This window comes from Myxococcus sp. AM010 (assembly GCF_013372585.1).
In the GTDB taxonomy this organism is placed as follows: Bacteria; Myxococcota; Myxococcia; order Myxococcales; family Myxococcaceae; genus Myxococcus; species Myxococcus vastator.
Genome location: NZ_JABXEO010000075.1, coordinates 1 through 13586, shown reverse-complemented (window position 1 = coordinate 13586; position 13586 = coordinate 1). Strand labels below are relative to the sequence as shown.

At 70.1% G+C, this 13586-nt stretch carries 10 protein-coding genes; 4 read left to right on the top strand and 6 right to left on the bottom strand.

Annotation, left to right across the window (positions count from 1 at the left end):
* Window positions 1–8: 8 nt before the first annotated feature.
* Entirely contained in the window at window positions 9–377 is a 369-nt protein-coding gene (locus HV826_RS27855; protein WP_176419998.1) for a hypothetical protein, read from the bottom strand.
* A gap of 289 nt (window positions 378–666) precedes the next feature.
* On the opposite strand from HV826_RS27855, the gene HV826_RS27850 reads away from it, so the two are divergent.
* Window positions 667–1416, top strand: a complete 750-nt coding sequence (locus tag HV826_RS27850) for a hypothetical protein (protein ID WP_255217445.1) — start codon at window positions 667–669, stop codon at window positions 1414–1416.
* Window positions 1417–1450: 34 nt separating this feature from the next.
* Window positions 1451–2149: a hypothetical protein gene (locus HV826_RS27845; protein ID WP_176419997.1), complete on the top strand. Its 699-nt coding sequence runs from the start codon at window positions 1451–1453 to the stop codon at window positions 2147–2149.
* Between the two features lie 11 nt (window positions 2150–2160).
* Here the strand turns inward: HV826_RS27845 and HV826_RS38140 are convergent, their stop codons facing one another.
* Both HV826_RS38140 and HV826_RS27835 read right to left on the bottom strand, forming a co-directional pair.
* The gene (locus tag HV826_RS38140) at window positions 2161–4989 is read right to left on the bottom strand and encodes a sigma-54 dependent transcriptional regulator (RefSeq protein WP_176419996.1); all 2829 of its coding nucleotides are present in this window, start codon (window positions 4987–4989) and stop codon (window positions 2161–2163) included.
* A gap of 146 nt (window positions 4990–5135) precedes the next feature.
* Entirely contained in the window at window positions 5136–6212 is a 1077-nt protein-coding gene (locus HV826_RS27835; RefSeq protein ID WP_176419995.1) for a dipeptide epimerase, read from the bottom strand.
* A gap of 123 nt (window positions 6213–6335) precedes the next feature.
* Between HV826_RS27835 and HV826_RS27830 the strand changes: the two genes are divergently transcribed.
* Window positions 6336–8300, top strand: coding sequence for an ATP-binding protein (locus HV826_RS27830; RefSeq protein ID WP_255217444.1), 1965 nt, complete (start codon window positions 6336–6338; stop codon window positions 8298–8300).
* A 34-nt stretch (window positions 8301–8334) separates the two neighbouring features.
* On the opposite strand, the gene HV826_RS27825 is transcribed toward HV826_RS27830, so the two are convergent.
* The 3 genes from HV826_RS27825 to HV826_RS27815 all read right to left on the bottom strand — a co-directional run bounded on the left by HV826_RS27825 (window position 8335) and on the right by HV826_RS27815 (window position 11155).
* A complete protein-coding gene (locus HV826_RS27825) occupies window positions 8335–9021 on the bottom strand; it encodes a suppressor of fused domain protein (protein WP_176419993.1) in 687 nt (228 codons plus the stop codon).
* 84 nt (window positions 9022–9105) lie between these two features.
* Complete coding sequence (locus HV826_RS27820) at window positions 9106–10305, bottom strand: GNAT family N-acetyltransferase (RefSeq protein ID WP_176419992.1); 1200 nt, start codon at window positions 10303–10305, stop codon at window positions 9106–9108.
* 55 nt (window positions 10306–10360) lie between these two features.
* On the bottom strand, window positions 10361–11155 hold the full coding sequence (locus HV826_RS27815) for an acyl-CoA desaturase (protein ID WP_176419991.1): 795 nt from the start codon (window positions 11153–11155) through the stop codon (window positions 10361–10363).
* Window positions 11156–11382: 227 nt separating this feature from the next.
* Between HV826_RS27815 and bioA the strand changes: the two genes are divergently transcribed.
* Window positions 11383–12714, top strand: coding sequence for an adenosylmethionine--8-amino-7-oxononanoate transaminase (bioA, locus tag HV826_RS27810; RefSeq protein WP_176419990.1), 1332 nt, complete (start codon window positions 11383–11385; stop codon window positions 12712–12714).
* Window positions 12715–13586 lie beyond the last annotated feature (872 nt).

Below are 13586 nucleotides of genomic sequence, written 5' to 3'. Positions count from 1 at the left end.
CGGGTCGCTCAGGGCCCGCGCAGCCGCGACATGAGCAGGAAGCCCACGGCGAGCACGAGCAGCACGCCCACCACGGCCCACAGGGCGACGGAGCACCCAGGGGAGGACTTCGAGACGATGGGCAGCTTCTGCGTCCGGAGGTCCTCGGTAATCTGCGCGAGCAGCCCGGCGTCGTAGGACACGGGCTCACCCTTGCGAATCTTCCGGCCCAGCTCCTCCAGCTCGCCCCCCGGCAGGTAGCGCTCCGTGAGCAGCAGGCTGCGCGCCTGGAGCTCCCGTTCGGTGCCATGGGCGGCGGGGTCCAGTCCGCAAGCCGCGCAGGGGGTGAAGGCGCCCACCTTCGAGTTGCCACACCGCACACAGACAGCCAGGGTCATGCGCCTACCCTAGCGCGAATGCCCCGCGAGGAGCGGCCCGCCAATCCTCACGGGCCGCTCGGCGGGCGTCACATCAGGGGGCCAGGTTGCTCAGGTGCTCCACGCTCCCCTCCGCGAAGCCCGCGGTGCGCGGCCGGTGACCACTTTGTGGTCACTCCATGCGTCAGGTGACCGGTTCCGGCCGCGCGGTGGCGTGACGCTCCGGGGGGCGGCACGCGGCACAGCCGCTGCAATGGCCTTTGCGCGTCCCATCCGGGACACCCGCAGCGCACCCCTCAGGAGACGCCCCATGGATGAACAGTCGCTCGCCTCTCGCCAGCGCTTTCCGCGTTGGATGCTGGCTGGTTGGATGGCCACCGCCGCCTTCGTTGGCTTCCGCCATGTGCCCGCGGCCAACGCGTCACATTCGCATACGGGCTGGAACCAGATTCACATCGCCACCATTCATGGCAATGACGGCCCCGCGGGTGGCGGCAGCGGGCCGGGCTCGCAGGACGAAGAGTACTGCGTGATGTCGGAGACCACCGCGCTCCCGGCCGCGACGATTGCGCCCTTCATCGAGCAGACGTTGGCGAAGCTGGACTTCAGCCTCGTCTGGGATGGCGCGGCGGACTGGCGCGTGGACCTGTGGCGCACGCAGAAGTTCTGCAACCAGTACGCGACGGCGGACCGCAACCGCATCGAGCTGGAGTTCCGCGTCCGCGAGTCCTGGGCCGCGCTGTGCGGCGGCGAGCAGTACGCCTGTGTCACGGCCGTGAATCCGGTGACGGACTCCAGCGGGCGGCACCAGCACTACATGTACATGAACGCGCACCTGAAGCGGGAGCAGATGGCCGCCATGGGAGAGCGCGCGCGCAAGTTCATCAACCACGAGACGGGGCACCTCGTGGGCCTGAGAGACCCCAGCTACCACGGGGACTGCATGCACAGCGTGATGCACAACAACCTGTACCTGAGCTACGGGTGCACCGACCCGGTGTGGCACCCGACGACGTCCGACTTCGTGTCCGTGCGCAACATCGCGAACCGCGCCAACTGAACGCCGTCATCCCTTCGACATGAGGAACTTTTCCATGAAGCGCTTCCCTCTGCGTGAGTTGGCCCATGTGGTCGCGATGTCCGGTGTCGTCCTGGCCGCGGTGCGGTGTGGCAACCCCGAGGACACCCACGCGCCCGACGATGCCTCCCAGTTCAACGTGCACAGCGCCCTGCTGACGAGCAACCGCGACGCCCTGCGCCTGTGCGTGCGGGAGTCCGCGTCCCTGCGTGGCAGCGCCGCCCGCATCACCGAGCGGCTCGGTGCCAGCCTGCGGACCGTGTCCGGCCATCCCGACTGGGAGGCGGCGCGCTTTGGCGGCAAGGCGCCTACCATCGAGCAGGGGTGTCCCGGACCGGCGCTCGCGTTGGAGCGGCTGGAGCCCAAGGAGTCCATCATCGGTCCGGGTGTCGCGTTGAAGCCTGGCCGCTACCGCACCTTCATCCACGTGCTGGATGAGAAGACGGCGGACGTGGTGCTGGGGGAGCGGCAGGTGGACCGGGCGCCAGCGGAGTTCCTGCGCGTCGACGACCATGTGCTCGCGGAGGTCTCCACGGCGCTCGTCGTGCGTGAGTCCTACCTGGACCACCCGGAGTTCGCCGCGCGCTGGCTCACGGGCGCGGTGGGTCTCCAGGCCATGGAGGCCGGCCTGCCCGGCGTCCTGGGAGACGTGTTCGACAAGCCCGTCACGGAGGTCTCGTCGCTGGCGAAGCCCTCGTTCGAACCCACGCACTGAGACGTGGGGGCTCAGGCCCTGCGAGCGCGCGGCGCACGAGTGGGCCGGGCGGGAGGCGTCTCCAGCTCCCGCCCGGACATCCGGCGCAGCTCGGCGTTGCCCAGGACGACCTGCGTCAACCGGGAGCGGGAGATGCGCAGCGCCGAGGCGGTGGCGACGACGTTGCCGCCATTCTCCACGAGGCTCTGGGCAATGCACTGCCGCTGCACCTCCGCGAGGAAGTCGCGGAGGGAACCCCCATGTTGCCGGAAGAGCATGGGGATGTCCGTCATCGCCGCGGGCGCGGGCCGGGGCTCGGCGCACTCCAGCGCCCGCTGCAAGAGCGGCGCGAGCACCGCGCCACCAATGGCTGGCGCATCCGACAGGACGTCCGCCGCGCGCACCACGTTATGCAGCTCGCGGACGTTTCCGGGCCACGGGTGGGCGCGCATCAACCGCGTGGCCTCGGGAGTGAACGACTTCGGCGAGCCCCCGCGCTCCTGTGCCGCCTGTTCCAGGAAGTACGTGGCCAGCAGGTGCACGTCTTCGTCGCGCTCGCGGAGGGGCGGCAGCTCCACCTGGATGCCATTGAGCCGGAAGAAGAGGTCCTGCCGGAAGTCGCCCGCGCGGACCGCCTTCGCCAGGTTCCGGTTGGAGGCGGCGACGACGCGCACATCCACCTGGACCGTCTCCGCGCCGCCCACGCGTTGGAACGAGCGCTCCTGCAAGGCCCGCAGCAACGCGGCCTGTCCCCGAGGGCTGATGTCGGCCACCTCGTCCAGGAACAGGGTGCCGCCGTGGGCCTGCTCGAAGCGCCCTCGCTGGCGGGCCAGGGCCCCGGTGAACGCGCCGCGCTCGTGGCCAAACAGGTCCGACAGCAGCAGCTCATCGTTGATGGCCGCGCAGTTGACGGCGACGAAGGGGTCCGAGGCACGCCGGGACAGGTCATGGATGGCGCGCGCCGCCAGCTCCTTGCCCACGCCCGTCTCACCGAACAGCAGCACGCTGGCGTCGGAGGAAGCCACCTTGCGCAGCTGCGCCACGGCCGAGCGGAACACCGCGGAGCGGCCGCGCAGGTACGGCGGCGCGAAGCCGTCTTCCGTGGGGGACTCACCCAGCAGGGTCCGCAATTGAGGTCTGTCATAGGCGCGGCGGAAGCGCTGCTGGGCCTCGGGTGGGAGCGCGTCGATGAGCCGCCGCCACTCCGCGAGCGCCGCCTGCCGAGCGCTCAACCGCTGCGCCTCGGTGCCGCCCGCCTCCGCCAGTTGCAGCGTGAGGACGCGGACCCGCAGCGTGAAGTCCTGGGCGCTCAGGCGGTCGGGGCGGGCGCTCGCGCGGCGCAGGGCCCGGCGCGCACGAGCCATGTCGCCATTGGCGAAGGCAACCCGGGCATCGAGCAGATGGAGCCGGGCCGGCTGGGTGGCGCTGTTGCGCAGGTAGAGCCGCTGGGCCAGGGCGTCCAGGACGGAAGAGGCCTCCGTGGCCCGTCCCAGCGCGAGCAGGGCCTCCACGCGCAGCCATCCGGTGGGGATGGCATAGAGGTGGGGCTGCGCCGTCTCCTCGTCGCCGCTCAGTCCGTCCAGCGTGGTGAGGGCCGCCTCCCACTCTCCGCGAGCGCAGTGGAGCTGGGCGCGGCTCAAGCCCACGGCCAGCCGGGCCTGGGGTGAATCGGGTGCGCGCGCCACGAGCGCGGCCAGCTTGCGCTCCGCCTCGGCGGTATCGCCCAGGAAGCAGTCGGTGGCGATGGCCTGTGGATAGGCGGAGAGCTGCTGGAAGGGGATGTCCAGTCCCGGCAGGGCGAGCGTGAGCGCGGACTGGGCCTCCAGGTGGCGGCCCTCCCGGGAGTAGGCGAGTCCCAGGCCCAGCAGGGCCACGGCCTCGAAGGGGACCTCGCCGCACAGCAGGGACAGCGCGGCGAGCCCCAACTGGATGGCGGCGGTGTTCTGCTCCGCGCGCCGGGCCAGCGTGGCGAAGGCGACCTTGGCCAGTCCCACCAGGTCGTCCAGTCCGGCGGCGCGAGCCTGGCCCTCCACGGTGGTGAACAGGCGCCGAGCCAGCGTGTCGTCGCCGGCATCCATCGCCACGCGTCCCTCGAGCACCGTCATCATCAGGCGTGAGAAGGTGTTCTCCGGACCGTCGAGCGCCGGATGCGCCTCGCGCGCGAAAGCGATGCCCGCCTCCCGTTGTCCCGCGTCGAGAAGGAACTGCAGATGCGTAGGCGCCAGGAAGCCATGGTCCTCTGAGATTCGGCCCGCGAGTCCGTCGGTGCCCAAGGCCCAGGCGACCAGCGCGTGCCCGGACGCCACCCGCCCCCCTCGCACGAGGACGTGCGCGGCCGTGGCAAGCAAGGCACTGGCCCACCGCGCCTGCTCACCCCAGGGGGCGAAGCTCCAGGGCGCGGGCATCGCGCTGTGCGAGGGCGTGGGCTCCAGCGCCCACAGGATGCCCGCCGCCATGTCCGCGGCGCGTCCCGTCGCCTGCTGGAGCAGCTCACGTCCCAGCCCCAGCGGATCCGCCGCCAGCATCAACAGCAGGGCTTCGTCGGAGGCCTCGGCCAGCGGCGCCAGGCGGGCGCACGTCTCGCGGACCTCGGGTACTTCCAGCAGGTTCACCGCCATGTCGAGCGTCGCGGCCCTGGTGGGCGCCAGCCGGTGTCCCGGGAGCACCGTGCACAGCCCCGCCTCACAGGCGAGCCGGGCGCCCTCATGGAGCGACGTGCCCAGGGCCTCGGCGAGCGTGTTCACCGGCAGTGGCCGAGGCGCCGCGCAGGCAGCCAGCACCGTCAGTCGACGCAGGCGCGCGGGCTCGCGACGCGCGGGGTGCAGCAGGGAGGCGATGGTGTCATCAGGAGAGACAGGCACAATCGGAAAGCCTGAGGCCGCTCCGACAAGCCATCAAGGGCCCCCACGGAGACCGCCTGCAGGAGCGCAGCGCCGCTGGAATGCTTCAGCAAAGCGGTTTCAACAGGGGCGCCTGCCTGCTCGCAGGCCGTGCGACGGGGTGTGGCTCAGGCCCGCGTGACGCCATGCCCGGGGGCATCCGTTGGCAGCTCCAGCCGTGCGCCCGCGTACCGGGCCCCGCCCTGGAAGGGGTGGCTCGCGATGAACAGCGGCGTATCCAGGTCGGCATAGGTGAAGCCCCCCAGCCCAGCGGCCAGGTGCGCCGAGGCGGACATGGCCAGCACGCTCTCCACCATGCCGCCCACCATGAGCTCCAGGCCCGCGGCGCGAGCGAGGCTCCACATCGTCAGGGCCTCGACGACGCCACACTTCATCGTCTTGATGTTGATGGCATGCGCGGCGCCTTCCCGGATGAGCCGCAGCACGTCCTTCGCCGAGCGCGCCGACTCATCCGCGCACACCGGCACGCGCGAGCGGCGCGTGAGCTCCGCCATGCCGGCCACCTCATGCGCGGGCACGGGTTGCTCGAAGAGGGCCAGGGGAACGTCCGCGCGCTCCAGCGCCTTGAGGAAGGCGAGCGCCTCGGCCACGTCATAGCCGCCGTTGGCATCCGCGAAGAGCCGGGCCTGGGGCGCCACTTCATGGATGGCCACCAGCCGTGCCGCGTCTTCATCGGGCGGCAGCGCCCCCACCTTCACCTTCAGCGTGGTGATGCCCCGCGCCAGGATGGCCCGCGCGGACTTGCGCGCATGGGCCACGTCTCCCGCGGTGATGGTCATGTCGATGTCCAGCGTGGCCTGCGCGCCGCCCAGCATCACGTACAGCGGAACGCGGTAGTGCCGAGCCAGCGCATCGAGCAGCGCCGTCTCCACGGCGCACCGGGCGGAGGGCGCCAGCGCGAGTGAATCCCCCAGCGCCTCGGACGCGGGCCGCCAGGCGCGAGCGTCTTGTCCCATCAGTCCCGCGCGCACCTGCTCCAGGGCGGCCAGCGTACTGGCTTGAGTTTCTCCACTGACGGCGGGGAAGGGGGCGGCCTCGCCCAGGCCCTCGGTGCCGTCCGCCAGGGTGAGCCGCACCAGGACGTTCTCCGCGGCGTGCTGCGCGCCGGTGGCGATGGCGAAGGGCTCGGTGAGCGGGAGGTGCAGCGGCTCGAAGCGGACGGCGGTGATGAGGGTGGGCGTCATGGGCGACCGAGGAGCCTAACGGGAACTGATACATGTCCGCCGCGTGTACTTGTGACGGCCCCGCATTCGTGTCGACATGGAGCCATTCTGAACGACCGATTCCAGGCGGCTCCGGCGCCCGACATGGATGTGCTGCTCGTGGCGCTCGAGGAAGCGGAGCGCCACCAGCCCGAAGGCTGCATGGTGTTGCACGCCGTGCGGGACGCGGCGGGAGCGCTGGTCGACTTTCAGTGGGCCTGGGCCAATCCCGCGGGCGCGCGAGCACTGGGGCACGCCGCACCGGAGTCGCTGCGCGGCAAGCGGCTGCGCGAGCTGATGCCGGGCTCGGGATTGGCCGCCCGGGTGGACCTGCTCCGGGAGGTGGTGGAGGCGGGGCGGCCGGCCGCTGACAGCTTCCAGGAAGGGGACGCGTGGCTGCAGGGAACGGCGGTGCCGCTCCGGGACGGTGTGCTGCTGCGCCTGCGTGACATCACCAGCGCCCTGCGGCTGGAGGAGGGCGTCCGGGAAACCCTGGACTGGGTGCGGAGCATGCTGGAGGCCACACCCGACGCGTTCTTCACGGTGGATGCGGACTGGCGGGTCACCTATGTGAACCACGAGGCCGCGGCGCTCAGCGGGCGCTCACAGGAGCAGCTCTTCCGGCAGATTCTGTGGCAGGCGTGCCCGGAGTTGCTGGGCACGCGGATGGAGCGGGAGCTGCGCCGCGTCGCGAGCGGTGCGGGCCCCACCATCTTCGAATGGCGCGCCACGCCTGGACGCTGGCATGAGGTGCACGCCTGGGGCGCCAACGGCAACGTGTCCATCTTCGGGCGGGACGTCACCGCCAGGAAGCAGGCGGAGGCGGAGCGGGACGTGCTCCTGTCGCGTGAGCACTCGGGCCGCCTGGAAGCGGAGGCCCTGGTCCACGAGCGCACCCGCGAGCTCATGGCCGCGCGTGAGCGACTGGTGCAGTCGGAGAAGCTGGCCATGGCGGGACAGCTCGCGGCGGGCGTGGGGCACGAAATCAACAACCCGCTCTCCTACGTCGTGGGCAACCTGCAGTTCGCGCTGGAGCAGCTCGAGCCCCTCGCGGCGCGAGGCGAAGTGAGTGCCGCCTGGGCCCGCGCGCTGGGCGAGGCGATGGAGGCCCTGCGCGAGGCGAAGGAAGGCGCCGAGCGCATCCGCACCACCGTTCGCGATTTGCAGACCTTCGCCCGAGCGGAGGAGCCGCGCCTGTCACCCGTGGACGTGCACGCGGCGCTGGAGTTCGGCCTCTCCATGGCGATGCCGCACCTGCGCCACCGGGCCCGGGTGGAGAAGCGCCTGGGGCCGGTGCCCACGGTGATGGCGCACGAGACGCGGCTGGGACAGGTGTTCCTCCAACTGCTCGTCAACGCCGCGCAGGCCATCCCGGAAGGAGACGTGGCGCGCTACCAGGTGACGCTCTCCACCTGGAGGGACGGCGCGACGGTGGTGGTGGAGGTGGCGGACAACGGCCACGGCATGGCGCCCGAGGTCCTGGAGCGCGCCTTCGAGCCCTTCTTCACCACCCGTCCCTTGGGGGAGGGCGCTGGACTCGGCCTGTCCACCAGCCTGGGCCTGGTGCGAGGCATGGGCGGCGAGCTGTCGGCCTCGAGCGCGCCGGGGCTGGGCAGTGTCTTCCAGGTGCGGCTACCCACCACCGACGCGGACGCGCCATCCGTGCGGGTGGCGGAGGGCAAGGACCTTCCCGAGCGGAAGCGGGTGCTGGTGGTGGATGACGAGCCGCTGCTCGCCTCGGTGCTGGGCCGCATCCTCGGCGCGCGTCACGAGGTGGTGGTCGTCCACAGCGGGCGCGAGGCGCTGGACACGCTGGCGCGCGACGCGGACTTCGACCGCATCTTCTGTGACTTGATGATGGGGGACCTGACGGGGATGGACGTGTACGACGCGCTGTCCTCGCGTCAGCCGGAGCTGCTCGCGCGCTTCGTCTTCATGACGGGCGGGGGCTTCTCCGAGCGTGCACGGACCTTCCTCCAGTCGGTGCCGGTGCCGCGCATCGAAAAGCCCTTCGAGCTGAGCGTCCTGCACGCGCTGGTGGAGAACGCCCCGCCGCGCGCCGGTACCTGAAGGGGGGCCGGCGCGCGAAGCGGAAGCGGTGCGACTACAGCTTGACCTCTTCCCGGTCGGGCTGGGTGATGTAGCCGGAGCCGGCGGCCACCAGCTTGGCCATCAGCTTGTCCAGGCCGTTGGAGCGGGCAAAGGCCATCTCGTTGCGGGTGGCGCCCACCAGGGTGAGCAGCTGCACCTTGCCGCTGGGGAGCACGAAGTGGTCGGGCCGGGCCGGGTCCCTGACGAACACGAAGCCACCCAGCTTGGACTCGCCACCATCCAGCGCGCCCTCCACCGGGTAGCGGTGGCCCATGGCGAAGGCGCGCAGGGACACGAGGTTGTAGGCCATCATGTCCAGCAGCCGGAACACCGGCCACTTCGCCTCTTCGGGCGTGTGGATGACCATCTCGTAGCCCAGCCCGCTGGGCCCGTCGTCGGGGATGTCCTCACCGGGTGCCGCGGTGAAGGGGTTGGACAGTCCGCTGGTGACATAGGTCCAGTAGGGGTAGCTCTCGCTGGGCGGGGCGACGCGCACGCCCATGGGACCCCAGTTGGGGTCCGCCTCCTGAACCTGGGCCAGCTCACTCTCCATCCACGCCTGGATGGCATCCGTCTGGTCGAGCGTGAAGACGCCTTCGTCAATGGCGCCGAACATCTTCGGATACTCGACTTCGTCGCGGTCCGCCCAGCAGTCTTCGTACCACTGGATGAAGTCTTCGTCCGTCTCCGGGGCTTTCATGGCGATGACACTCTAGAGGCTCACCCCGGTTTCACAACTTCAAGTCGCGGAGAGGTCTCTTCAGGCTGACAATCCGGGGGGCGTTCAGGGGCCGGTAGCCCCTTCGGTGCCCGGGGGGACGGGCAGGGGCCAGGGCTTCAGCCCACAGATGCGCTCGGCCTCCTCCACGGCGGGCGCCAGCCGAGCGTGCTCCCGGCGCAGGAAGCCTCGCACCGCGCCGTCCAGCGTCTTGTCGAAGATGAGGTGGGCGCTGTGCACGGCGGTGGGCTCGAAGCCGCGGGACACCTTGTGTTCACCCCCGGCGCCGGGCTCGAACACCTTGCGGCCGGTCCGGATGCAGTCCTCCACGGAGTGGTACAGGCAGACGTGGAAGTGGAGGAAGGGGTGCTCCTCGAAGGCGCCCCAGTAGCGGCCATAGAGCCGCTCCGGGCTGGCCAGGTTGAAGGCGCCGGCGACGACCTGCTGACCGCGCACCGCCTCCACCAGCTCCACCGAGCCGGGCATCGTACGGAAGACGCGCGCGAAGAAGTCAGGGGTGAGCTGAATCTGTCCCCAGGCGTGGCGCTCGCAGGTGGAGGTGTAGAAGCCGTAGGCGCGCTGGGCGTGCACCTGGGAGAGGGCTTCTCCGCGCACCGTGCGCAGGGAGATTCCCTGGGTGGCCGCGGCCCCACGCTCGCGCTTGAGCTGGTTGCGGCGCTTGGAGTCGAAGCGCGCCAGGTAGTCGTCGTAGCTGCCGTAGCCCGGGTTCTTCCAATGGAACTGGAGGGTGATGCGCCGGGCGAGTCCCTCGGCCTCCAGGAAGTCCGCCTCGTCTCCCGTCGGATACAGGACGTGGACGGAGGAGCAGCCCGCCTCCTGGGCGCTCTGGGCGGCGGCGGAGAGCAGGGCCCGGCGCAGGGCGGGGACGTCCTCGCCCGGGGCGATGAGGAAGCGAGGGACGGTAGCGGGGGACAGCGGCCCGCCCACGACGAGCTTCGGGTAGTACTCGACCCCGAGCCGGGCGGCGGCATCCGCCCAGCCGAAGTCGTAGATGTACTCGCCCATGCTGTGGAACTTGAGATACGCGGGCGCGGCGGCCACCAGCTTGGGGCCGCGCCACAGCGTGAGGTGATGCGGCGCCCAGCCCGTCTCCTCGGTGGCGCTCCCGCTCTCCTCCATTGCCGCCAGCCAGGCGTGCCGGACGAAGGGTGGGGCGTCGGGGCCGACGAGCGCGTCCCAGCCTTTGGCCGGGGCGTCAGTCACTGCTTCGAGGATGCGCAGACGGAGCGGGGTATCGGCGGGCACGGGGGCACTTTTAACGCGCCCCGCGCATGCCCGCAGTGGGTTGCTGGCCTGTCCGTCAGGCGGCCCGGGCGGCCCCCCCGGCCCGAGCGGCCTCTCGGGCCTCCGGCCAGACGGCACGCTGTGGGGTGGTGATGCGGATGACGCGCAGCAGGGCCAGCACGCGCATCACCTGCCACGTGGGGTCCAGCTCGAACTTCCGGGCCGCGAAGTTGGGGCTGCTGCCGTACTTGTGGTGGTTGTTCTGGAAGAGCTCCCCCATGCAGAGGAAGTCCATGGGCAGCGAGTTGCGCGACTTGTCGGTGCTGGCGAAGTTCCGGTAGCCGTACTTGTGGCCGCACCAGTTGACGATGGCGCCATGCACGGGGCCCATGAGGAAGTGCAGGGGCAGCAGCAGGAACTGCCAGGGGGAGGTGGCGAACGCCACGTAGAAGGCGGAGTAGAAGGCCACCCAGCCCAGCGAGGCGAGCCACGAGGTGCGCAGCGTGGTGTCCACGAGCGGCCACTCCGGGTAGCCGCCCAGGAAGCGGGCCTCGGGCTGGCCTCGGCCGGCCGCGTAGTCGTCGTAGCGCGCCTTGGTGTGCCACATCATCCGCGCCACATCCTTGAAGAAGTGGGGCGAGTGCGGGTCCTGCTCGGTGTCGGAGAAGGCGTGGTGCTCGCGGTGGAGGATGGCGTACGCCTTGGGCGACAGGTACGACGAGCCCTGCACCAGGTAGGTGAGCAGGTGCACCACCCGCTCCGTCTTCGGCCCCATGGTGTACATGCGGTGGGCCGCGTACCGGTGCTGGAAGAAGCTCTGGAAGAACACGCAGAGCAGCCAGTGCGAGACGAAGAAGATGAGGACGGCCATTCGAGTTCCCCGGTCAGTGACTGAACCGAGGTAACACCGGGCATGTCATCGCAGCGTCACGCAGGGCCGAAGAGCGGCGCCTCGGCCCCGAGGGGTGATGCGCCCGGTCGCTCCTCTTCAGGGGGCCATCAGTAGAACGCGCCGTGGCATGACATGACGCGCGGCGGTGTGGCCCGCTCTTCCGGTACGGAAGGGGGGGCACTGAGTTCCACGAGAGGAGCACACGCGTGAAGCGGGCGGACATCGTCGGATTGGACAAGGCGCACGTCTGGCATCCCTACACGGCGATGGAGGCCTACATCGCGGAGACGAATCCACTGGTGGTGGTGCGCTCGGAAGGGGCATACCTCCATGACGCGGACGGCACTCGCTACCTGGACGCGAACGGCTCCTGGTGGGTGTCCACGCTGGGCCACCGTCACCCGCGCCTGATGCGCGCGCTCGCCGAGCAGGCCGCCGCGCTCCCACACGTCTCCCTGGCGGGCATCACGCACGAACCGGCGGCCCTGCTGGCGTCGGAGCTGGCGGCCATCGCCCCCGGTTCCGACCGCCCCGGCCTCCCTGCGTCCGAGCGCCTGTCCCGCGTCTTCTATTCAGACAACGGCAGCACGGCGGTGGAGGTGGCCATCAAGATGGCGGCCCAATACTGGGCGCAGAATGGTCAGCCGCGCCGCACCCGCTTCATCACCCTGTCGGGGGCGTTCCACGGCGAGACGATGGGCGCCACCAGCGTGGGGGGCGTTCCCCTGTTCCGGGAGGTCTTCGGCCCCCTGCTCTTCGACGTGGTGCACGTCCCCTCTCCGGCGGAGGAGGGGGGCTGGGCGCGCGCCTTCGAGCAGGTCCAGTCCACCTTGCGTGCGCATCCAGGGGAGATTGCGGGCGTCATCCTGGAGCCGGTGCTGCAGGGCGCTGCGGGCATGGTGATGTACTCGCCGGACTTCGTCCGGGCGGTGCGCGAGGCCACGCGTGAGGTGGACACCTTCCTCATCGCCGATGAGGTCTTCACGGGGCTGGGCCGCACGGGCGCGCGCTTCGCGGTGGACCTGGCGGGCGTGGTGCCGGACATGCTGTGTCTGGCGAAGGCCCTCTCGGGAGGGCTCCTGCCTTTTGGAGCGACGCTGGCCTCGGAGCGCGTCTTCTCCGGCTTCCTCGGTGCGCCGAACCGGGCGCTGTATTACGGGCACTCATACTGTGGGAACCCGCTGGGCGCCGCCATCGCCCGGGAAGTGCTGGCCGTCTACCGGGACGAGGATGTGATGGGGCAGGTGGCGCGAAAGGCTCCCCGCGTAAAGGCCGCCTTCGAGCGGATGGCCGCCACGATTCCGGGCCTGGTGCGCCCCCGCGCCGTGGGAATGGTGGGAGCGGTGGACCTGGGTGGGGGTGGCTATCTCGCCCGGGGAGGGTGGCGAGTGTACGAGGCCGCGCGCCGCCGAGGGCTCTACCTGCGGCCCATGGGTGACACCGTGTACATCGCGCCGGCGCTGACTATCTCTGACGAGGCGCTCGAGGAGCTGCTGTCCGGAGTGGAGGCGGCACTCCATGAAGTGGCTGGCGGCTGAGCCTGGTGGATCCGCTGCGCACGAATGTGCGGGCGCGAGCGAAGAGGTGTTTGACAGGGCGCGCGTCACGGCGATAGAAGCCGCGCCCCGCCCGACGCAGCTCCGGGTGGGAGCTGACAGCAGAATAAAAGGGTCGATGAGGATTGTTGACCCTGGACGCGGCGGTGGTAGAAGCCGCGCCTCTCCGGCCGGGTGGCTGATCCACGCACCTCGACGGAGCAGCAGCAGGAAATAGAAGGGTCAGCCTGAAAAGTTGATCCCAGGGGTGGTGGTGGTAGAAGCCCCGAAGCTCACGAAGAAGCCCGCGCGCTGGCGCGGATCCGCTTTGAGTGGGTCGGTAGGAAAATACGGAATACGGCGGTCAACGCAGCAGGTTGACAGGAGACGCGGTGGTGGTAGAAGCCGCGCCCCCGACGAAGAAGCCCGGAAGGAAAGGGCGGACGAGTCGAGGGAGTCAACGAAGGCAGCGGTTGACAGGGAGGGCGGCGAAGCGGTAGAAGCCGCGCCCCTCCGGAAGAAAGCAGCGGAAGCCACTGGGCGGCGCTGAAGACTCCGGAAGCCAGCAGGACGGCGAAAACAGTAGCTTGACAGTAGACGCCGGACTGAAATAGAAACTGACGCCCCGCCGGACGAAAAGACGGCGAGACAGCAGCGAAGAAACAGTAGCAGGAAGTCGCTGGCGGTACAAGCGACTCGGTCTTTGAAAACCAAATAGCAAGCCCAAGAAGAAGCTAGATTGCGGAAACCGCAGTCAATTTCTTAAGACGGTGCCAGCCAGGTCGCGCTGAGAAGCGCAGCCGGCAGCACTGGAAACGAATCAGCGAGTTTCAGGTTCCTTAGCCGGGCCTGAGACTGACGCCGGTTCAAATCTT

Bases quoted from the DNA above. Each gene is read 5' to 3' on its own strand.
- HV826_RS27835 (WP_176419995.1), bottom strand. From the start codon at position 6,212: ATGACGCCCACCCTCATCACCGCCGTCCGCTTCGAGCCGCTGCACCTC.
- HV826_RS27815 (WP_176419991.1), bottom strand. From the start codon at position 11,155: ATGGCCGTCCTCATCTTCTTCGTCTCGCACTGGCTGCTCTGCGTGTTC.
- HV826_RS27845 (WP_176419997.1), top strand. From the start codon at position 1,451: ATGAAGCGCTTCCCTCTGCGTGAGTTGGCCCATGTGGTCGCGATGTCC.
- HV826_RS27830 (WP_255217444.1), top strand. From the start codon at position 6,336: ATGGATGTGCTGCTCGTGGCGCTCGAGGAAGCGGAGCGCCACCAGCCC.
- HV826_RS27855 (WP_176419998.1), bottom strand. From the start codon at position 377: ATGACCCTGGCTGTCTGTGTGCGGTGTGGCAACTCGAAGGTGGGCGCC.
- HV826_RS27825 (WP_176419993.1), bottom strand. From the start codon at position 9,021: ATGAAAGCCCCGGAGACGGACGAAGACTTCATCCAGTGGTACGAAGAC.
- HV826_RS27850 (WP_255217445.1), top strand. From the start codon at position 667: ATGGATGAACAGTCGCTCGCCTCTCGCCAGCGCTTTCCGCGTTGGATG.